Annotated in this window: 16 protein-coding genes; 1 reads left to right on the plus strand and 15 read right to left on the minus strand. The window is 60.6% G+C overall.

All coding sequences use genetic code 11. From position 1 onward, the window contains the following. Positions 1 to 53: 53 nt before the first annotated feature. The 4 genes from ACP3TY_RS24805 to ACP3TY_RS24820 are packed head-to-tail and all read right to left on the minus strand — an operon-like array spanning position 54 to position 4,751. Positions 54 to 548, minus strand: a complete 495-nt coding sequence (locus tag ACP3TY_RS24805) for a GNAT family N-acetyltransferase (RefSeq protein ID WP_159814728.1) — start codon at positions 546 to 548, stop codon at positions 54 to 56. 10 nt (positions 549 to 558) lie between these two features. Then, complete coding sequence (locus ACP3TY_RS24810; RefSeq protein WP_426618709.1) at positions 559 to 2,655, minus strand: biotin/lipoyl-binding protein; 2,097 nt, start codon at positions 2,653 to 2,655, stop codon at positions 559 to 561. After that, a complete protein-coding gene (locus ACP3TY_RS24815) occupies positions 2,656 to 3,975 on the minus strand; it encodes an efflux RND transporter periplasmic adaptor subunit (protein ID WP_008080331.1) in 1,320 nt (439 codons plus the stop codon). It abuts the gene before it with no gap. Continuing rightward, a complete protein-coding gene (locus ACP3TY_RS24820) occupies positions 3,972 to 4,751 on the minus strand; it encodes an efflux RND transporter periplasmic adaptor subunit (RefSeq protein ID WP_038367377.1) in 780 nt (259 codons plus the stop codon). Before ACP3TY_RS24820 ends, ACP3TY_RS24815 begins: the two co-directional genes overlap by 4 nt. 486 nt (positions 4,752 to 5,237) lie before the next feature. Here ACP3TY_RS24820 and ACP3TY_RS24825 point away from each other — a divergent pair, with 486 nt between their 5' ends. Beyond that, complete coding sequence (locus ACP3TY_RS24825) at positions 5,238 to 5,927, plus strand: NYN domain-containing protein (RefSeq protein ID WP_212546380.1); 690 nt, start codon at positions 5,238 to 5,240, stop codon at positions 5,925 to 5,927. On the opposite strand, the gene ACP3TY_RS24830 is transcribed toward ACP3TY_RS24825, so the two are convergent. The 11 genes from ACP3TY_RS24830 to ACP3TY_RS24880 all read right to left on the minus strand — a co-directional run bounded on the left by ACP3TY_RS24830 (position 5,908) and on the right by ACP3TY_RS24880 (position 20,284). After that, positions 5,908 to 7,461 (minus strand): efflux transporter outer membrane subunit, encoded by a 1,554-nt coding sequence (locus ACP3TY_RS24830; protein ID WP_426618710.1) that lies wholly within the window; start codon positions 7,459 to 7,461, stop codon positions 5,908 to 5,910. The genes ACP3TY_RS24825 and ACP3TY_RS24830 overlap by 20 nt on opposite strands. Continuing rightward, the gene (locus tag ACP3TY_RS24835) at positions 7,458 to 8,528 is read right to left on the minus strand and encodes an HlyD family secretion protein (RefSeq protein WP_426618711.1); all 1,071 of its coding nucleotides are present in this window, start codon (positions 8,526 to 8,528) and stop codon (positions 7,458 to 7,460) included. Before ACP3TY_RS24835 ends, ACP3TY_RS24830 begins: the two co-directional genes overlap by 4 nt. 27 nt (positions 8,529 to 8,555) lie before the next feature. Next, complete coding sequence (locus ACP3TY_RS24840) at positions 8,556 to 10,094, minus strand: MFS transporter (protein ID WP_426618712.1); 1,539 nt, start codon at positions 10,092 to 10,094, stop codon at positions 8,556 to 8,558. Positions 10,095 to 10,289: 195 nt separating this feature from the next. Beyond that, on the minus strand, positions 10,290 to 11,207 hold the full coding sequence (locus ACP3TY_RS24845; protein ID WP_053116440.1) for a LysR family transcriptional regulator: 918 nt from the start codon (positions 11,205 to 11,207) through the stop codon (positions 10,290 to 10,292). A 131-nt stretch (positions 11,208 to 11,338) separates the two neighbouring features. Further along, complete coding sequence (locus tag ACP3TY_RS24850; RefSeq protein ID WP_212546384.1) at positions 11,339 to 12,205, minus strand: ABC transporter permease; 867 nt, start codon at positions 12,203 to 12,205, stop codon at positions 11,339 to 11,341. A gap of 21 nt (positions 12,206 to 12,226) precedes the next feature. Beyond that, positions 12,227 to 13,087: an ABC transporter ATP-binding protein gene (locus ACP3TY_RS24855; protein WP_400751064.1), complete on the minus strand. Its 861-nt coding sequence runs from the start codon at positions 13,085 to 13,087 to the stop codon at positions 12,227 to 12,229. A 5-nt stretch (positions 13,088 to 13,092) separates the two neighbouring features. Then, positions 13,093 to 14,118, minus strand: coding sequence for an ABC transporter substrate-binding protein (locus ACP3TY_RS24860; RefSeq protein WP_053116437.1), 1,026 nt, complete (start codon positions 14,116 to 14,118; stop codon positions 13,093 to 13,095). Positions 14,119 to 14,136: 18 nt separating this feature from the next. Next, a complete protein-coding gene (locus ACP3TY_RS24865; protein WP_426618713.1) occupies positions 14,137 to 15,033 on the minus strand; it encodes a TauD/TfdA dioxygenase family protein in 897 nt (298 codons plus the stop codon). Between the two features lie 354 nt (positions 15,034 to 15,387). Then, the gene (locus tag ACP3TY_RS24870; protein WP_426618714.1) at positions 15,388 to 16,755 is read right to left on the minus strand and encodes an HlyD family type I secretion periplasmic adaptor subunit; all 1,368 of its coding nucleotides are present in this window, start codon (positions 16,753 to 16,755) and stop codon (positions 15,388 to 15,390) included. Continuing rightward, positions 16,745 to 18,901, minus strand: a complete 2,157-nt coding sequence (locus ACP3TY_RS24875) for a type I secretion system permease/ATPase (protein ID WP_159814722.1) — start codon at positions 18,899 to 18,901, stop codon at positions 16,745 to 16,747. The genes ACP3TY_RS24870 and ACP3TY_RS24875 overlap by 11 nt, the downstream gene beginning before the upstream one ends. A 33-nt stretch (positions 18,902 to 18,934) precedes the next feature. After that, positions 18,935 to 20,284 carry a TolC family outer membrane protein gene (locus ACP3TY_RS24880; protein WP_053116433.1) on the minus strand — a complete coding sequence of 450 codons (1,350 nt, stop codon included), beginning with the start codon at positions 20,282 to 20,284 and terminating at the stop codon, positions 18,935 to 18,937. Between the last annotated feature and the right edge of the window lie 110 nt (positions 20,285 to 20,394).

A 20,394-nucleotide genomic window follows, 5' to 3' on the forward strand; every position in this document is an offset into this window, starting at 1 on the left:
GTTTGAAAAAACAGGATCAAAAGATCGCAGCCTGCGGCAGCTCCTACGGGGGGTTATTGGGGGTACCAGACGAGGCGTTCGGCGGCGGGGTTGCGTTCTTCGACGGCAAAACCCAATGCCAGATAATGCCGGCGCGCGTGTGGATTACTGGTCCAGACCACCGTCGCCACCGGGCAACGAATCTGTTGCGCGGCTTTCTGCACGCCTTGCAATACGGCACGGCCGAAGCCCTGGCCGCGCGCCTGCGGGATGAACGCCAGGTACAACACGCGAATTTCATTGGCGCCGAAATCGGTGCTCAGCGCGCCGATAGCGGTGCCGAGTTTTTCCACCACGTAGTGCATGGCGTCGGGGTAGTTGTCGCCCATGCCCTGCTCTTGCACCTGAAACTGATGGGCGACGACTTGCTGCACGTGTTCCGGCTCGCCGTCGATCCATTGCAGATCCGGCCGCGCCGTTTGATAAAGACTTTGCAAAAACGGCCCGTCGGTTGCCCGCGAAGGCCGTACCACCAATCCTTCTGCCGCCACTGCTGCGTTGTCCGTCATCCTGCTCTCCCTAGAAACCGCTTTCCCTGACGCCCAGTGCCGCCACCCGGCGCCACGCCACACCCAGCAGCGATTCGCCGCGGCCCTGCAACACCACCACGCCGCGCAATGGTTGCGTCGGGGTCGAGGCCGTCGTCAATGCACTCAGGCGCACGCCATATTGCGCCTGCACCGGCTCCGCCCGCTGCTGTTGATCGCGACGCACGGCGATCGGCCCGTGGTGATCGGAGGTCAACGCCTCCTGATCGACGTAAGCCACGCCGTTGGTGTCGATTTCATTCAATTGCACGGCGAGCGCCGGGTGCATCGGGTCATCGGCGATGAAACGGCCATTGGCCCCCGGTTTGACTCGCCACAACTCGGCTTCGGCCAGATATCCGCGCAGCCGTGCGCCGTCTTCGACCACCCGGGCCAGCGCATCGCGGGTCGATAACCAGCGCCCGACCGTCATGTTCGGCAGCAGATCGCGCACGCTGCCGGCATGCGGCGCACGCAACAGCAAGCGTTCACGCTGGGCGCTCAAGCCACGGTACTCGGCCACCGCTTCTGCCAGGCGTTGCTCAACGATGCCGGCGTCCGCGGCGGTTTCACTGCGACTGGCCTGGCGGCGCATCAACAACTGCTGAATCTTGATTTCGCGGCGGACAATCGCCAGACGCGATTCGAGATCCGGCGACTCCAGCTCGATCAGCACATCGCCCTGCGCAACCTGCTGCCCATCCGTCACCTTCACCGCTTTGACCCGCGCCGCCGTCGGCGCATGCAAGGCACTGGCGCGTCCGGCCTCAAGCATCGTCGGCAGCTCCACCGAACTGCGCCACGGCACAATCAGCAGCAGCAACAGCCCGAGCAGCGCCAATGCACTGAGCAACACGCGCGGAGCGTGCGCCTGCTCGCGACGGCTCCACCACTGGCGCCACTCACGCATGATCGGCAGAAAGATGAACCACACCAGTTCCACCAGCATCAGGAAGATCCCCAACACCTTGAAGAACAGGTGATAGACCGCCAGCGCGATCCCGAAAAACAACGCCGCACGCCACAACCACGAGCCATACCCCCAGATCAGCAAACGCCGTTGCATCTTCGGCGACCAAGGCTCCGGCGCGGGTGCGCCATAGCCAAACAAAAACTCCCGCAGTCGCCAGCGACACAGGGCAAACGCGCGACCCTGCAAGTTGTCGACTTGCCAAAAATCACTGATCAGAAAATACCCGTCAAAGCGCATGAACGGATTGAGGTTGACCACCAGCGTGGTGATCCATGTCGCGCTGGCGAGCATGAACGCCGCCGTGCGGGCGGGACCGTCAGGCAACAACGACCACGCGAGCAATGCGATACACGCCAACAGCAATTCCGCGAGCACACCGCCGGCACCGATCAGCAACCGCGCGCGGCGGTCATTGACCCGCCAGGCGTCGCTGACATCGGTATAGAACATCGGCAGCAAAACCATGAATGCCACGCCCATGCTCTGCACCCGACAGCCCGCACGCTTGGCCATGAACGCATGACCGAATTCGTGGCAAAGCTTGGCGAAAAACAGCGCCACACCGAACGCCATGGCGCCGCCGAGGCTGAACAGGTGGGGAAACGTCCCGACAAAGCGTTGCCAGTCCCGCGACACCAGAAATACGCCCAACGCCAGCGTTGCCGGCAAGCCGTAACGCAGCAGACGCGGACCGAAGCGCTGCAGCCATGGCCAGGCACGATTGAGAAAAGCGTCAGGGCGCCACAGCGGAATGCGGAAAAACAAATATTGATGCAGAAGGATTTGCCACAGACTTTGCTGCTGCGCCAACGCCTTGAGCCGGTAGCTGGCGCGCTGCTGGTCATCGAGCGCGCTGATCAAATCGTGACCGCGAAGAAACTCCAGCAACTGCTCAAGCTCGCTGCCATCCAGCGGCAGGCCGGGTTCGCGATTGGCCGCGCGCAAGACCTGTTCGGCATCGCCCAACGACCAGTGGCGCAACAGGCGCATCGCCGCCGTGCCGAGTTTGAAATAACGTCCGCGCACCGGATCGGCCAGGATCCAGCGCGGCGAACCGTCCAGGGCCGGCGCCGCGGACGACAATTGCAGGTCGGCACGCAGGCTCGGCAGGTTCATTTACAGGCCCACGCTCTGACGCAGGCCTGCCAATGGCCGACGCAGCAGATACAGCGCCAAGGGCGCGCGATCACCGAAAATCTTCGCCGTACCGCGCAGGCCGATACGCGGCGGCGCCTCGGCGAAGTTGGCGTCGAGCCGGTAAGCGAGTTGCCCGCCCGCCGTCGGTTGCGCTTCGTAAGCCGAGCGTTCCAGCGTGGCGAGATGGCGCTTCAACGGATCGCTGTCGAGAAACAGCGCCACCTCGGCACCGGGCTCAAGGGCAATCGCATCGCCCACGGCCAGTTCGATGCGCAGCTCGGCCTGGCTCGGATCGGCGACTTCCATCAGGCGCTCGCCGGTCTGTACCGGTCTGCCGGTCAAGCGTTCGGCGTCGGCGAACACCGCAATGCCGTCGCGTTCGGCGCGCACTTCGCTGCGGTTGAGCAGCTCGCGGGCGTAGTCGCGTTCGGCGCGTTTCTGTTCGGCGCGGGCGGCGAGCAAATCGACCTTGGCGCTGGATTCCGCGTCGGCAAACGAGCGCTGCGAGTTGGATTTCAATTCCGCCTCGGCCACGCCCAGCGCACGCTCGGCGACATCGGCCTGCGCCTTCAGCGTGGTGCTTTCAAAACGCACCAGCACATCACCGGTTTTCACTGTTTGATTGGGTTTGACCAGAAACTCGGCGATCACCCCGTCCAGCGGCGCCGCCACCACGCGGCCGCCCAGCGGCACCACTTCAGCCGGGGCCAGCACCGATTGGCGCACCGGGATCAACAGCCCGAGCAACAGCACCGCGACCAGCGCCACTTGGCGTTTACGGGTCCAGCGCAACCGCCACGGTTTGCGCGGTTGCAGCGCCAGCCAGGCATGACTGTAGGTGTCGCCCAATTGCGACAGCAGAACTTGCTCGGAAGGGTTCCACGGCACGTCGCGCGCCAGCCACAAACCGCCAAACACCTGAGCGTCGCGGTCGATCAGCGGCAGCCAGAACACCTGCGCCGCCGACAGCGTGCGCCAGTCAGCCTGGATGCTGTCATTCAGCAATTCCGGGGCAATTACCCGCGCCTGCTGCAGCACACCCTGTTTGAACAACTGCGCCACGGCCTGCTCGACGAACGCCACGAACGGCGCGTTGGGCTCCACCGCACTGACCCCGGTGACCGCCTGCACCTTGCCGGCAATCAACAACGCCGCATGACGAAAGCCAAACAGCGCCTGGCCATCGTTGACCAGGCTGTAGGCCAGTTGCGAGGCGTCGCGGGCAGCGCGGGTCTGGCGTTCCAGGTCAAGAAACCTGGCGAATACCTGCTCGGCGCCGCCGCTCACCGGGGCGTTCACTTAAGCTCCGGGAAACGTGCCGTGCCGCTCATGCCGGCCAGCAAGCCTTTGGCTTCGGGGAGTGTGGCGACCAGCAACAGGGTCTGACTGCCCTCATCGATTCGCGCGCCCAGGCGTTTGACGGTGGCATCGATCGGCTGGCCGGTTTCATCGGGAACGAAGCTGAAGGTCTGGCCAGGCTTGAGCCGTGCCATCCACCGTGACGGCACCAGCAAATGAATTTCGAGGGTACGGTTATCGACGACATCAAGCAGCGGTGCGCCGGCCGGCACGCTTTCATAGCGCTGCACTTTACGTTCGACCACTTGCCCGTCGAACGGCGCGACCACGCTGCAGCGCTTGACCTGCACTTGATAAACCTGGGATTGCGCCTGGGTTTCGCTGACCTTGGCCTCGGCCCGCGCCACTTCGAATCGGCCGACAGAATTGAGGGCGGCCAACTGTTTGTTGTGCGCCAGCTCTTCACCAGCACCACGACTGGCCGCCTGTGCGGCATTGAGTTGCGCCTGATAGGCCGAGCAATCGAACTTCGCCAGCGTATCGCCCTTCTTGAACGACTCGCCCTCGCTGAAGGGCAACTCGACAATCCGCCCGGAAAGCTCACTGGCCAGCGTCGCCTGATCACGCGCCCGCAACACCCCGCGCGCCTCACTGCTCACGGTGGCCGCCGCCGTCCCCGGATTATCCAGCAGCGGATCGTCTGGCCCGGGCGTTTGCGCCTGAACTGCACACGTAACTAAGGTCAATCCGACAACCCAACCACGAAAACGCTGCATAACCGCTACTCCCTGACGGATGTGCGGAGTCTACGACAGCGGGGGTTAGCGTCAAGCGAAAGGCCATCACTCTTCGGAAATGTAATGTTTCAAAAGAGAAAGCCGCTCAATGACCGTTTAAGAGATGTAGGCAGGCTCCGCTTTCCTACACGAGTTAGGAATGCTACCGATAGCGCATTGCGAATAAGGCGATAGACAGGCTACCTATGGAAGTAAACACGGGCCGAATGTACCTCTTTCTGCAACAACTTCTAATATTGGCGCCCTTAAATGGCTTGACCCTAGTCGGCATTGGTAGCCAAAACTGGCAAGCCGGTGCTGGAAATAAACCAGTGGAGTGAGCCCGCAATTATTTGGTGATTGACCTGCATGACGCACTCAATCTAGGATTGCCTTACTCAACCCCGTACGTAGCGATTCAGTTCGCTGGCAGTTGGGGATGAAAAAACCGGCTTAGGCCGGTTTTTTCGTTTCTGAGGATTTTTTGTGCGCACCGCATTTTTTGTTGATGGCTACAACCTGTTTTACGGCTTGCTCGCTGGCACACCCTATAAATGGCTGAACTTGCACAGCCTGCTGACGCATATTGCCCTCATCGAAAACCCTCAGAGCTCAATAGTCTCGATTGACTACTTCACTTCTCCAATCAAACCCCAGTTGGCAACTCGCGGCCGCGTTTCCAAGGAAGCACAAGATGCCTACATAAGGGCATTGCGAGCGAGCAAAGTCACCGTGCATTTCGGACGGCATCAATTAGAGCCAGCCAAAGCACCAAGGTTTATAGATAGGAACACCCATGCGTCACGTCAAGACAAAGTCGATATCTGGAAACTGGAAGAAAAAGAAACCGATGTGCATATAGCAATCAGCATGTATCGCACTGCAAGCCGGCAAACAATGTCCGAAGATGCAGGGCGCATTGATCAAATCATTCTGGTTTCCAGTGATACCGACATGACACCTGCTCTGAAGGCGCTCCGAACAGATTTTCCTGCCCTGATCATTGGAGTGATCCTTCCTCATCGGACCGGATCTATCCGCCCGCCCCCAGGCTCATTGAAAGACAACTCAAACTGGTTGAGACGCGTTATTTCGACTGAAGAGCTGAGACTTCATCAGTTTCCAAAACAAGTAGCCACTCACAAAAAACCAGCGATCAAACCGGATTATTGGTAGTTACTTGCGCCGGATACACCGACTCCCATCCCCCGCCCAATGCCTTGTACAACCCGACCATCGCCAACGAAACGCCGGTCGAACTTTCGACCCACTGTTCCTGCGTCGCCAACAAAGCACCCTGCACCGTCAGGACGTTGACGAAATCGACCACGCCTTCGACGTATTGCTGTTGCGCGGTGCGCAGGGCGATCTGGTTTTGCCGTACGGCTTCGGCGAGGCTGTCGCGGCGGCGTTGGCTGGCGTTGTAAGCAGTCAGTTGATCGTCGATTTCGTGCCAGGCACGCAACACAGTCTGCTGATAAGCGACGGCGGCTTCCTGCTGTTGGGCTTCGCGCAATTGCAATACGCCGCGCAGGCGTCCGCCGTCGAACAGCGGCAGGCTGAATTGCGGGCCAATGCCGAAGGCGCGTGAGCCCCACGAGCCAAAGTCGCTAAGCTGCATGGCTTGCGAGCTGAGGTTGCCGGACAAGGTGATGCGCGGATAGAAATCGCCCTTGGCGACGCCGATATTGGCGGTGGCCGCGTGCAGGCGTGATTCGGCCTGACGGATATCCGGACGACGTTCGGCCAGTTGCGACGGCAGGCCGATGGCGACTTGCAGCGGCGACTGTGGCACGGCAGCATCTGTGGATAACTCTTTGGCCAAGGCTTGCGGTGGTTCGCCCATCAGCAGGCTGATCGCGTTGATCAGTTGCGATTGGCGTTGCTCCAGCGCCGGTAAGCGCGATTCGATGGCAGCCACTTGCGCGGCGGCTTCGGCGACGTCCAGATCAGTCGCGACGCCGTCGGCCAGACGCAGCTGCGAGAGGTTCAGGCTGTGTCGGGCGACGTCGAGGTTTTGCTCGGTGACGGCGCGGGTGTTTTGTACGCCGCGCAACTGAATGTAGTTTTGCGCGGTGTCGGCGAGCACGGCCAGCAGCACACCGCGACGGTCGTTTTCGGCGACTTCGAGATTGGCGTCGGCGGCTTCGGTTTCGCGGCGCACGCGCCCCCAGAAATCCAGCTCCCAGGAGGCGGAGAAACCGGCGTCCCACAGGTTGAAGGCGGAATCACCGTCGAGTCCGGATGGATCGCTCAGGCCTTTGCCGCTGTTGCGTTCGCGTCCGTAACTGCCGGTGGCGGCGGTGTTCGGGTAGCGGTCGGCGCTGATGACCTGGCGGGCGGCACGGCTTTGTTGCAGGCGGCGGCTGGCCAGTTGCAGGTCGAGGTTGCTCTTCACCGCACGTTGGGTCAGCGCGGAAAGTTGCGGGTCGTGGAAGACTTCCCACCAGCGTTCGTTGAGGGGTTCGCTGACGGCTTGGCTCGGGGCTGATTTGGCGGGTTTGGCCCAGTCGCTGATTTGTGTGGCTTGGGGTTTTTGGAAGTCTGGGCCTACGGTGCAGGCGGTGAGACTGGCCATAAGCAAGGCACTTAGAGTGAGTTGCTGCAACTGGCCTCTTCGCGAGCAGGCTCGCTCCCACATTTTGGATTGCGTTTTCCCTGTGGGAGCGAGCCTGCTCGCGAAGGCGTCGGTGCGGTCAACACTGTTCATCGCTGAGTTACCTCACGCACAGACTTCGCCGAACTCGCGGTATCAATCCGCGCCTCCACCGACATGCCCACCCGCAACCGCTCAGCCAAGGGCTGACCCGGCTCGAGCATGATCTTCACCGGAATCCGCTGCACGACCTTGGTGAAGTTACCCGTGGCGTTGTCCGGCTTCACCGCTGCAAACGTCACACCCGTGGCCGGCGCAATGCTTTCGACGCGACCGCTCAAGGCTTCACCGCCCAGGCTGTCGACACGCACCTGCACCTCCTGCCCCGGCTGCACATCCGTCAGTTGAGTTTCCTGAAAATTCGCCACCACATACGCCTGCTGCAACGGCACCACCGCTAGCAACTTGCTGCCCGGCGTTACATAGGCGCCAACGCGTACGGCACGCTCGCCGATCATGCCGTCCTGCGGCGCGGTAATGCGCGTATAGGAAAGCTCGAAACTGGCGATTTCCAGCGCCGCTTGTGCGTGTTTCAGACTGCCTTCGGCGGCATCACGTTGGGCGGTCAGAATGTCGACTTGCTTGCGCTCCGCCGCCAGTTTCGCGGTGGCGGTATCGAGGTGCGCCGTCGCTTGATCGATACGCGTACGCGCCTGTTGCGCGTTCTGCACAGTACCGGCACCGACGCCAGCCAGATGGTTGTAGCGATTCAATTCCTGCTGGGCGAAGGCCATTTCTGCCTTGGCCGACACCACCAATGCCTGCGCCTGAGCGATCACCGAGGTCTGCCGTTCCAGCGTCGCTTTGGCATTCTGCAACTGCGCACGCGCCACCAGCGTTTGCGCGTCCGCCGCTTCGGCAGATGCACGCAAATCGCGATCATCAATCAGCGCCAGCAACTGCCCGGCCTTTACGCGCTGGTTGTCTTCGACCAGCACTTCTTTGATAAACCCGGCCACACGCGGCACCACCAGGGTGTAGTCGGCGGAGACGAACGCGTCGTTGGTATTTTGCTGGGTGCGTTTACCAAACAGGCCCGGCATCGCCAGATACACCAACACGCCCACGGCCAGCGCGGCGGCCACGGCCACGGCGAGTTTTTGCTTTGCTTGAGTCGTCATAAAAACCTTCATTGTTCAGTGCAGCAATCAGGTCGGCGCGCGCGGTGGAAAAATCCGCGTCGGCAGCCAGAAAATCAGCAGGATCAGCATCACCGCGACGCCAGCCATGCACACATAGAGATCGGAAGAAGTCAGCACCACGGCCTGTTCGTGCAGACGATGGGCGAGGCCCGGATCGCTGCGATCGGCCAGCGGCGAATTGCCGAGGCTGTCGATCAACATGTTCGAATGGAAATGCAGACGCGACGTGGTCAGCGCTTCGATCACCCCGGTGGCGACCACGGCCGACAGGCCTTTCACCGTGTTGAACCACGCCGACGCGAACGGCCCTTCCAGCGGCGAAATGCTCCCGGTCGAGAGCATCAACAACGGCAACACCGCCATCGGCTGACCGAAAATCTGCAGCCACTGCAGGACATAAAAATCGTCGCGAATCCACGCCGACGTCAGTTGCGAACCACCGAGGCACGACAGCGCCAACATGCTCAAACCGATCCCGAGCACCCAGCGACAATCGACCCAACGCAGGTTGCACAGCGCCGCCACCAGCGGCAGCGCGATCAACTGCGGCAACGCAGCGAGCAGCATGATCGGCGCGGTTTGCACCGGGCGATAACCCTGCACCTGCGCCAGATAACTCGACGGAATCAGCACCACCGCCAGCAAAATCACCAATACACCGGCCAGGGTCATCAGGGCGAATGACAGGTTGCGAATACCGAGCATCTGCAATTTGAAAAACGGAATCGGCTGCGACCATTCATTGATCAAAAACGCTACCAGCAACAGCGAACCAGCGCCGAGCAAGCCGCAGATCAGGCTCGATTCGAACCAGTCCAGTCGATTGCCCTGCAGCAAACCGATCACCAACATGCAGATCGCCGGAAAGCCCAGCAGCAGGCCTTTCCAGTTGAATGTCTTGAGGCGCTCGAGGCGCAGCGGATCCTGCGGAATGCCGTAAGCCACCATCGCCATGGCGATCAGGCACGGCACGATGATTTGCCAGAACGTCCATTGCCAGCCGACGTATTCCGTCCACAAACCGGCGAGCGGCGTACCAAGGCCGGGGCCGAAAGTCGCGGTCAGCGCGTAACCGGCCAGACCGTAGAGTTTGATATTTGCCGGCAAGAAGCGCAGGGCCACGGTCATCAGCATCGGCGGCAGCGCGCCGCCGGCCAGGCCTTGCAGGATGCGCATCAACAGCAGACTTTCGTAATTCGGCGCGAACGGGCACAGCACGCCGAGCACGGTGAACAGGCCGATCGCGCAGAGGGTGAAGCGGCGCAGCGAGAAGGTCACCGAGCACCACGGCGCAAACGCCATGGCCGCGACCGAGGTGGCGGTGTAACTGGCGACCAGCCAGGTGCCTTCGTCGTAACCGATGTGCAGCGCGCCACGGATGTCGGCGAGGGCCACTTTGGTGACCATCTCGTTGAGGCCCGACACCAGCACCGCCAGCAGCACGCCGACCAGACCGGTGATGATCCGCGCCCCGAACACCGGAGGCGCGGCCGCCGTCGCCGGGCTGGCCGCAGCGAGGGGCGCCGAGACCGTCAGGGATGTCATGAATGAAAACTCCGGGGGTGGGAAATACCGGAGCATTTTAGTGGGGCTTATCGCTGACGAAAATTGACTTATTGGCAGGTTATAAGTGCGCCAGACACAATGATTGAAAGCAAAAGATCGCAGCCTTCGGCAGCTCCTACAGGAATTGCATTCCAATGTAGGAGCTGCCGAAGGCTGCGATCTTTTGATCTGTTGTTAAGGTTGCGCGGCCAGCCAGGTTTCGTCGCAGCAGGTTTTCAGGGTTTCACGCAGCCAGCGGTGTGCCGGATCCTTGTCGAAACGCGGGTGCCAGGCCTGGGTCAGCATCAAGGTCGGCAGCGGAATTGGCAGGTCGAACGAGCGCAGTTTCAAACCCAATCGCCGCACGCTGAGCAGCGCTTCCTTGGGCACCGGCAGGATCAAATCCGAGTCCGGCAAGGCAAACATCGCCGCATGAAAACTCGGCGCAATCACCGCCACCCGCCGCTCCAGCCCCAACGCGTTCAACGCCGTATCAATCGGGCCCCGCGCGATACCACGGCGCGACATGCTGATATGGGAAAACCCGGCGTAGCGTTCAGCGGTTATCTCACCGTCAAGCAGCGGATGATCTTCACGAACCAGCCCAACGAAATGCGTGGAAAACAGATTCTGCACTTTCACTTCAGGGCTGACCGGCCGGGTGTTGCTGACGCTGAGGTCGATCCGTCCTTCGCGCAACGCTTCATCATCGCCATCGCCCTCGGGGACAAAACGCAGCTCGCAGTGCGGTGCTTGTTGGTCGAGGGTGTCGAACAGCTTGCCGCCGTAGACGCCGATGAAAAAGTCATTGGCGCGGATGCTGAAGCGTCGGCGCAGCGTGCCCAATTCCACCGTGTCAGCGGAGCGGAACAGCAGCGCGGCTTGTTCGACGACGTCGCGCACCTGCTCGCGCAGCTCCAGTGCTTTGGGGGTTGGCACCAGGCCACGGCCGGCGCGCACGAGGATCGGATCGCCGATGGCTTCGCGGATGCGCGTGAGGGTGCGGCTCATCGCGGCGGGGCTGAGGTTCATCCGCCGCGCGGCGCCGACCACACTGCCCTCGTCGAGCAAAGCGTCGAGGGCGACCAGAAGGTTCATGTCCGGGAGCTGCATGGCAAGCACTCGTGGCGGATCAGGATTGATCTGCGTGCAATCCTATCAGATCAAAAGATCGCAGCCTTCGGCAGCTCCTACATTGAATGCGATCCCCTGTAGGAGCTGCCGAAGGCTGCGATCTTTTCAGGTCAGCGCTGCATACCCCAGCGCTTCACGGTCACCCGCTCCAGCGTGTCAAACACCAGATTCTCCACCAGCAAGCCAATCAGAATCACCACCGCCAACCCGGCAAACACCTTGTCGGTGTACAGCTCATTACGATTCTGAAAGATGTACCAGCCCAAGCCACCCTTGCCACTGGTCGCACCAAACACCAATTCCGCCGCGATCAACGTGCGCCAGGCAAACGCCCAGCCAATTTTCAGCCCGGCCAGAATCGACGGCAGCGCCGCAGGAATGAGGATGAACAACACCAGCCGCAAACCCTTCAAACCGTAATTACGCCCGGCCATGCGCAGCGTCTCGGACACCCCGAGAAACCCCGCATAAGTATTCAGCGCCAACGCCCACAACACCGAATGCACCAGCACAAAAATCAGGCTGTTCTGCCCCAACCCAAACCACAGCAACGCCAATGGCAGCAGGGCAATCGCCGGCAACGGGTTAAACATCGAGGTCAGTGTACTCAGCAGATCGCGCCCAAACTGGGTCGACACCGCCAGTGTCGTCAGGGCAAACGCCAGAACGATGCCGATCAGATAACCCTTGAGCAGCACCACCAAGGATATCCACACCTTGCTCAGCAACTCGCCGCTGAGCAGGCCGTCGTACAACGCATGGCTGGTCTGCAGAAAACTCGGCAGCAACAGATCGTTGTTTTGCACACGCGCGACGATTTCCCAAAGCACCGCGAGCAATATCAGGATCAGGCTTTTGCGCAGCCAACCCTGTTGCCATAGCCGCGTACCGAGGGAAAGTTCGCGTTCGACCGGCACTTCAGTCAGCGGCTCTAAAACAATTTCGAATTCTTCACGCACAGATGATGACTGGCTCATCGGGTTGATCCTCCTGGCCGCTCAATAGGCGATGCGAATGTCGTTGAAGTCGTGCTCACGCTCGGTTTCCGGCGACTGGCCTTCGTCGAACAGCAGACGATGAATGCGCCGCGCCGATTCCTGAAACGCCACGCCACCGAGGCTGTGCAGATCGTATTGATGGCTGTGCACTTCGGCGCGCACCCGCCCCGGATGTGGCGACAGCAAAAGGATGCGATTGCCGACCACCAACGCCTCTTCAATCGAGTGCGTGACGAACAACAAGGTGAAACGCACTTCTTCCCAGAGCAGCAGCAATTCTTCCTGCATCTTGCGGCGGGTCAGCGCATCCAGCGCGGCGAACGGTTCGTCCATCAAGAGGATTTTCGGCTGCATCGCCAACGCCCGTGCAATCGCCACGCGCGCTTTCATGCCGCCGGACAACGTGTGCGGATAAGCATCGGCAAACGCCGCCAACCCGACCTTTTCCAGATAGTGCAGCGCGCGTTCTTCGGCCTCTTTTTTCTTCAGCGTGCGCGACGCGAGCAGTGGAAACATCACGTTCTGTTTGACGGTTTTCCACGGCGGCAGTTGATCGAATTCCTGAAACACCACAATCCGGTCTGGCCCCGGCGCGTCGACGCGCTGGCCTTGCAGACGGATCTCGCCTTCGCACGGTTGAATGAACCCGGCGACCGCTTTGAGCAAGGTGGACTTGCCGCAACCGGAGGGGCCGAGCAGCACGTAACGATCGGCCGGGTCGATTTCAAAACTGACCTGGTGCGTGGCGCGTACCACACGTTGCGGCGTGCGGTATTCGAGGCTGACATGATCGACCGCCAACAGCGCTTCGCGGTTGACGATCAGGTTGCTGGCCGCGTGGCCTTGCAAAGGGGCGTTCATCTCGATCAGCTCCCTTGCAGCGGTTTGGCGTCCTGGAAGAAATAGTCCTTCCACGATTCAGGTTTGTTTTTGATCGCGCCGACGCGGTAGAGGAATTCGGCCAGTGGATAAGTATTTTTCGGCGTCACGCTGAATTCGAACTGCGGGTTGTCGATGATTTTCAGTAACGCTGCGCGGTCGATTTTCGCTTTGGTCACGCGGATATAAGTGTCGGCCGCTGCGCCCTTATCGTTCTGCGCAAATTGCGCCGCCTCGGTCAGTGCTTCAACGAAGGCTTTGTAGGTTTTCGGGTTTTCCTCGCGGAATTTCTCGGTGGCGAACAGCACCGTCGGCGAGTTCGGGCCGAGCACGTCATACGAGTTGAGCACGACGTGAACGTTAGGGTTTTCCAACGCCTGATCCTGGAACGGCGGGTTGGAGAAATGCCCGGTCAGCTCGGTGCCGCCGGCGATCAACGCAGCCGTGGCGTCCGGGTGCGGAACGGCGATGGTGTATTTGTCGAGGCGATTGAATTCCTTGTCGCCCCACTGCTTGGCCGCCGCGTACTGCAGGAAGCGCGACTGTACCGACACGCCAACCGCTGGCACTGCGATGCGATCCTTCTCGGTGAAATCGGCGATGGTTTTGACCTTCGGATTGTTGCTGACCAAGTAGTAAGGGAAGTTGCCCAGCGAGGCGACGGCTTTGACGTTTTGCTTGCCGTGGGTGCGATCCCAGATGGTCAGCAGCGGCCCGACGCCGGCACCGGCAATGTCGATGGAACCGGACAACAGCGCATCATTGACCGCAGCGCCGCCCGAGAGCTGCGTCCAGTCGACCTTGATGTCGATGCCTTCCTGCTTGCCGTACTTCTCGATCAGGCCCTGATCGCGCACCACGTTGAGCAATAAATAGACGATGCCGAACTGTTCGGCGATGCGGATTTCACCTTCGGCGTGGGCCACGGTCGGTGCGACCAGGCTGCCGGCAATCAGGCTGAAACCGAGGCCGATGGCGGCGGCCAGCGGGGCAAATGGAAGTCGTTTGGACATGATCGAATCTCCGGCAAATCAGAAAGGCGCGTCGCCCTGAATGGTCGTGCGATACAGCTTGCGGCGCAGGTGCGCGGGGCAGCCGGCGGCGAGGTGGATCAGCGAACGGTTGTCCCAGAACACCAGGTCGTGGGGCTGCCACTGATGGCGGTAGATGTTTTGCGGCAACACGCTGTGGGCGTAGAGCTCGCTCAGCAGTTGCTGGCTCTCGTCGTCCGGCAGACCAACGATGCGCGTGGTGAAACCTTCGCTGACGAACAGCGCTTTGCGGCCGTTTTCCGGGTGCGTGCGCACCACCGGGTGCACCACTTCCGCGACCTGAGCGAGTTGCTCCGGGGTCAGCGTCGGGCGCCAGTTGCCTTCGAATTTGGTTTCGCTGTAACGCGCGGTGTAGGAATGCGCAGCGCTGCGCCCTTCGACTGCTTTACGCAGCTCGGCGGGCAGGCTGTCCCAGGCTTTGTGCATGTCGGCGAACAAGGTGTCGCCGCCCTCGGAAGGCAGCTCTTGCGCATGCAGCATCGAGCCAAGGCTCGGCAGCTCTTTATAAGAAAGGTCGGAGTGCCAGAATTTGCCGGCGTCGCCGAGGCCGATGTTTTGGCCGTTTTCGACGATGTTGGAAACGATGAGAATTTCCGGGTGATTGGCCAGCAGGAACTGCTTGAGCACGTGGATCTGCAACACACCGAAGCGGCGGCTGAAGTCGATCTGCTGTTGCGGGGTGATTTGCTGATCGCGGAATACCACGACGTGGTGGTCGAGGTGCGCGCGATGGATGCGCGTAAAGTCTTGATCATTGATCGGCCGGGTGAGGTCGAGGCCAATGATCTCGGCGCCAACGGCACCGCTGAACGGGCGAATTTCGAAGGTTTGCGGCGCGGCGCTCGCGGCGCTTGGGGTAGCAGTAGCTGCGGACATCTTTCAATCTCCCACGCACGGCGCGCTCATGGGCGCGCTCGTCGATCAGACACTCACGCTGGATTGCGTGTCGGTTCAGGTCGTGCGGCGCGCCGATTGGTCGGCAGGTACGCAGGGGAGTGACTTTATAGCTATAAGAATCGGAAATTAAATACCGTTAATGAATAACGATATGGCGAATGGTGAGGAATGGACTGGGTGGTGAGTGACGGTTTTTGTCACTTCCTCACCCTTTTGCGGACATCCCTGTAGGAGCTGCGGCACGCTGCGATCTTTTGATTCTGCTGTTAAAAAACAGGATCAAAAGATCGCAGCCTCGTTTCACTCGACAGCTCCTACAGGGTTATTGGGGGATCAGCGTTCGTGCAACGCCTCAGCCCGCGCGCGGATGATCGGCTTGAGCAGGTAGCTCAACACCGATTTCTTGCCGGTAATGATATCCACCGACGCGACCATCCCCGGAATGATCAGCAACGGCTTGTCATCCGTACCCAGATGGCTGCGCTCCGTACGCACCTTGATCACGTAGTACGTGGTCTTCTTGTCTTCATCGGTAATGGTGTCGGCACCGATCTGCTCAAGCTTGGCTTTCAGGCCACCATAAATGGTGTAGTCGTACGCGGTGAATTTCACCGTGGCTTCCTGGCCCGGATGCAGGAACGCGATGTCCTGCGGGCGGATTTTTGCTTCGACCAGCAAGGTGTCGTCCAGCGGCACAATCTCCACCAAATCGCTGCCCGGCTGGATCACGCCGCCGATGGTGTTGACCAGCAACTTGTTGACGATGCCCCGCACGGGCGAGGTGACCAGCGTACGACTGACGCGATCTTCCAGCGCCTTGCCGGTGGCGCTGGCCTTGTTCAGGTCGGTGCGCGCCTCGTTGAGTTGGGTCAGCGCTTCGCTGCGGAATTTGCCGCGCGTCTCGTCGATCTTGCGCTGCACTTCCTTGATCGCCGATTCGGCACGCGGAATCGCCAAAGTTGTGGCATCGAGCTGACCACGGGTTTCCACCTCGGCACGCTTGAGACGCAAGACTTCAACCGGCGAAACTGCGCCCTGCGCCACCAGCGGCTCGGACATATTGATTTCCTGACGCTGCAAGCCGAGTTGCTGGCGGTATTGACCCTGCTTGGAGCCAAATTCGCGTAGCTCTTGCTGACGCTGAATCAACTGCTCCTGCAAACCGCCGATCTCGTCGTGCAGTTGCTGGCGGCGGCTGATGTACAGCGACTCTTCGCTCTTCGCCTGACCCGGCACGGCTTTCAGCACGTCCTCGGGGAAATTCAGCGGACGGTCATCGACTTCGGCGCTCAGACGCTCAACGCGCAGCAACATCGACAGACGATCGGCCTCGGTTTCGCCGACGTTGGAGGCAAATCGCGTGTCGTCGAGACGAATCAGCGGTGCGCCGGCCTCAACGATCTGGCCTTCCTTGACGAACAGTTCGGAGACGATCCCGCCCTCAAGGTTCTGGATTTTCTGGATCTTCGACGACGGAATCGCCTTGCCGTCGCCCTTGGTCACTTCGTCGATCACGGCGAAATTGGCCCAGAGCATAAGAAAAATGAAGAAGCCGATGATCGCCCAAATGGTCAGGCGTACGACGCGCGGGGCGTCCTCGATCAGCGCCTTGTTGACCTCCGGCAGCGGCTGGCCCTGCAACGATGCCGAGCCCTTGAAGTAGCGACGGATCGAATCCTTGACACCCGACTTAAGCAACACTGATCTGCCCCTTCTTCAACGCTTCCATCACGGCGGCTTTCGGGCCATCGGCGAGAATCTGACCACGGTCGACCACCAACAGGCGATCGACCAGCGACAACAGTGAAGCCCGGTGCGTGACCAGTATCACGGTCTTGTTTTCAATCACTGCCGCGAGGCGTTGCTTGAGGCGTTCTTCGCCGGTGTTGTCCATCGCGCTGGTGGGTTCATCCATCAGCAGAATCGGCGGATTGAGCAGCAGCGCTCGGGCCAGGGCGACGTTCTGCCGTTGACCGCCAGAGAGGTTCTGCCCACGCTCGCCGACTTGCAGCTCGTAGCCTTGCGGGTGCAGACGGGCGAATTCGTGGACGCCGGCCAGTTCGGCGGCTTGCAGCACCAGTTCGTCTTCTACATAACGCGCACCGGAAACCAGGTTGTCACGCAGGGTGCCGGCCAGCAGTTGGATGTCTTGTGGCACATAGCCGATGTTGTAGCGCAGCTCGCTGACGTCGATCTGGCGAATGTCCACACCGTCGACCAGCAAGGCGCCATCGTCCGGCTGATAGAGGCCAACCAGCAGTTTGGCCAGGGAGCTTTTGCCCGAGCCACTGCGACCGATGATGCCGATTTTTTCGCCGGGACGAACTACCAGGTTGATGTTCTTCAGCGCCGGGTTCTGTTGTTCCGGGTAGGTGAAGTTGAGTTGGCGGCACTCGATGGCACCTTGCAAAACCTTGCGGCTCAGCGGGCGCTCTTCGAAGTTGCGCTCTTGCGGCAGCTCCATCATTTGATCGACCGAGGTCATGGTCACCCGCGCCTGTTGATAGCGCGTGAGCAGACCGGACAGCGAGGCCAGCGGGCTCAGCGCGCGGCCGCTGAGCATGTAGCAGGCAATCAGACCGCCCATGCTCAGATGCCCGTCGATGATCTGGTACACGCCGAAGACGATCATGATCACCCCGGCCAGTTGCTGGATCAGCAGGGTGATGTTCATCGCCAGACCGGAGAGCATTTTCACCCGCAGTTCGAGGCGGCTGAGGGTGCCGATGGTCTGTTCCCACTGGTACTGGCGTTCGCTTTCGGCGTTGTTGACCTTGACCGCGTCGAGACCGGCGAGGGTTTCGATCAGGCTCGATTGACGCTCGGCGCCGAGGGCCATGGTGCGTTCCATGGTGGCCACCAGCGGCTTCTGCAAGGCGTAGCCGATCAGCAAGGCAATCGGGAACGCCAGCACCGGAATCCACACCAGATGCCCGCCAAGAATGGCGATGACGATGAAGATCAGGATGGTGAACGGCAGGTCGATCAGGCTGGTCAGGGTCAGCGAGGCGAGGAAATCGCGCAGGCTCTGAAACTCATGAATGTTCTGCGCAAAGCTGCCGACTCGGGCCGGGCGATACTTCATCGACATGCCGACGATGCGCTCGAACAGCGTCGCCGAGATGATCAGGTCGGTTTTCTTGCCGGCCAGATCCAGGCACAAACTGCGCAGGCTCTTGAGGATCAGGTCGAACAGGTAAGCGCCGGTAATCCCGAGGGCCAAGACCCACAGGGTCGCTTCGGCCTGGTTCGGCACCACGCGGTCGTAGACGTTCATCACAAACAGCGGCGCGGCCATCGCAATGATGTTGATCAGGAAACTTGCGGCAATCGCATCGGCGTACAGCCAGCGCGAACGCTTGAGGGTGTCGCGGAACCACGAGCGAGCGCGCGGAATCAGCGTGCCGTGGTTAACGTCGAATTTGTGTTGCGGCTGGGCGAAGAAGACTTTGCCGGTGTAATCGTCGGCGAGCAGTTCGCGACTGACCACGGATTCGCCGCCGTCGCTTTCGCTGAGCAGCACCCGCGCTTCGTCGTCACCTTGCCAGCCCAACAGGACGGCGCTGCGGCCATCCTTGAGCAGCAACAGCGCGGGCATGGCGATCGCCGGAATTTCTTCCAGTTTGCGCTGCAACACCCGCCCTTGCAGGCCGGCGCGAGCCGCCGCGCGGGGCAGCAACTCGACACTCAAACGTTGTTTGGGCAGCGGCAGGCCGGTGGTTAGCATCGCCGCGCTGGCAGGCTTCTGATGGAGCATGCAAAGGGCGAGCAGACCGTCCAGTAACGGATCGTCGTGCAACGCGCGTGGATCATGACTGAGATGAACTCGACTGACTTCTGATTCCACGCTCGACACTCTTTAACAGTTGAAAGGGATAACTCAATTCATCCCAGGCAGCTGAACCTTGGGCTTCACGTCGTTCTGCACAACGGATGCCAACGGCGCGACCACTCCCTGGCTTCTGAGCAACTCGCCCATGGTCGCCTTGATTCGGTACTGAGTAAATAACTGAATGTTTTTGATTTCAGCCAGACGCCGCGATGCGGTGAACAGCTCGTTTTCGCTGTCGAGCAAATCGAGCAGGGTGCGTTCGCCGAGGCTGAATTGACGCTGATAAGCAGTGCGTACGGCGGTGCTGTGATCGACGTATTGCTGCGCGATCGGCACCTGCGCGTTGGCGTTGTTCAAAGCGTTCCAGGCCAGGCCCAGCTCTTCGTTCAACTGACGCAGGGCGTTGTTGCGGATGTCCAACGCCTGGTTCGACAGGTACGACTTCGATTCCAGATCAGCCTTGTTGCTGCCACCGGAATAGAGGTTGAAGCGCATGCGCAGCATGGCTTGCCACTCGTTGTTGTGACCGTTCTGGCCATCGATATCGTTGTCGGCGGTGCGGCCCAGTTCAGCGTCGAAACGCGGGTAGAAGGTCGACTTGGCGGTCTCGTACTGCTTCTCGGCAGCGGCGATATCGGACTCGGCCGAACGCAGGATCGGGCTGTTTTCGACCATCTGCGTGCGCGCTTCATTGAGGTTGGCCGGCATCATCGCGATGAACGGCGCCGGGCGCTCCAGTTGGTCAGGCATCTGGCCGACGGCGCTGAGAAAGTTGGTTTCCGAATCGGCGAGGTTGGTTTGCTCGGTGATCAGGTTGTTGCGGGCCTGAGCCATACGCGCTTCGGCCTGATCAAGGTCGGCGCCGCTGCCGACGCCGCGCTGAGTGCGCAACTGGATCTGATCGTAGATGCGCTGGTGGCTCTTGAGGTTTTCTTCGGCCAGACGCACGAACTCGCGGCGGGTCAGCACGTCCAGATAAACCTGGGCGACGGTCAACGCGGTGCGCTCGGAAGTGCCGAGCAACGAGTAAGCGCGGGAGTTAACGGTGGCTTGTTGACGCCCGACTTCGCTGGAAGTGGCAAAACCGTCAAAAACCATTTGCGAGAGACGTAAACTTGACTCGCTGCGGTTCAGGGTTTCGTAGTGGTTACCGGAATCGGCGCGCGTGGTCACGCTGTCGGTGCCCTCACGGCCATAACCACCCAGCAGATCGACCTTCGGCAGGTATCCACCTTTCGCTGCTCTTAATTGATAATCCGCCGCCAAACGACTGTTGACCCCTGCCTGGATCTCCGGATGGACATCCAATGCCTGCTGCATGGCTTCTGGTAAGGATTGTGCTTGTACAAAAGAGGCGGCGAGAGCGAAGGGTACGGCGAAAAGCAGGGGCGAACGCATGGTAGGAATTTCCCAGAACTTCTTGTCTTGAATCACAGCAAAAACGGGGCGCTGCGTCGGATGATGGCAACCAGATTGACCGTATGTCGGAAAGTTCAAAACAGGAACTG

This window comes from Pseudomonas rustica (genome assembly GCF_049959085.1).
GTDB classification, from domain to species: domain Bacteria; phylum Pseudomonadota; class Gammaproteobacteria; order Pseudomonadales; family Pseudomonadaceae; genus Aquipseudomonas; species Aquipseudomonas rustica.

Coding starts and splice junctions, on each gene's coding strand:
- ACP3TY_RS24865 (WP_426618713.1), bottom strand. CDS start 15,033: ATGTCCGCAGCTACTGCTACCCCAAGCGCCGCGAGCGCCGCGCCGCAA.
- ACP3TY_RS24830 (WP_426618710.1), bottom strand. CDS start 7,461: ATGAACAGTGTTGACCGCACCGACGCCTTCGCGAGCAGGCTCGCTCCC.
- ACP3TY_RS24840 (WP_426618712.1), bottom strand. CDS start 10,094: ATGACATCCCTGACGGTCTCGGCGCCCCTCGCTGCGGCCAGCCCGGCG.
- ACP3TY_RS24805 (WP_159814728.1), bottom strand. CDS start 548: ATGACGGACAACGCAGCAGTGGCGGCAGAAGGATTGGTGGTACGGCCT.
- ACP3TY_RS24835 (WP_426618711.1), bottom strand. CDS start 8,528: ATGACGACTCAAGCAAAGCAAAAACTCGCCGTGGCCGTGGCCGCCGCG.
- ACP3TY_RS24845 (WP_053116440.1), bottom strand. CDS start 11,207: ATGCAGCTCCCGGACATGAACCTTCTGGTCGCCCTCGACGCTTTGCTC.
- ACP3TY_RS24880 (WP_053116433.1), bottom strand. CDS start 20,284: ATGCGTTCGCCCCTGCTTTTCGCCGTACCCTTCGCTCTCGCCGCCTCT.
- ACP3TY_RS24810 (WP_426618709.1), bottom strand. CDS start 2,655: ATGAACCTGCCGAGCCTGCGTGCCGACCTGCAATTGTCGTCCGCGGCG.
- ACP3TY_RS24860 (WP_053116437.1), bottom strand. CDS start 14,118: ATGTCCAAACGACTTCCATTTGCCCCGCTGGCCGCCGCCATCGGCCTC.
- ACP3TY_RS24855 (WP_400751064.1), bottom strand. CDS start 13,087: ATGAACGCCCCTTTGCAAGGCCACGCGGCCAGCAACCTGATCGTCAAC.
- ACP3TY_RS24850 (WP_212546384.1), bottom strand. CDS start 12,205: ATGAGCCAGTCATCATCTGTGCGTGAAGAATTCGAAATTGTTTTAGAG.
- ACP3TY_RS24820 (WP_038367377.1), bottom strand. CDS start 4,751: ATGCAGCGTTTTCGTGGTTGGGTTGTCGGATTGACCTTAGTTACGTGT.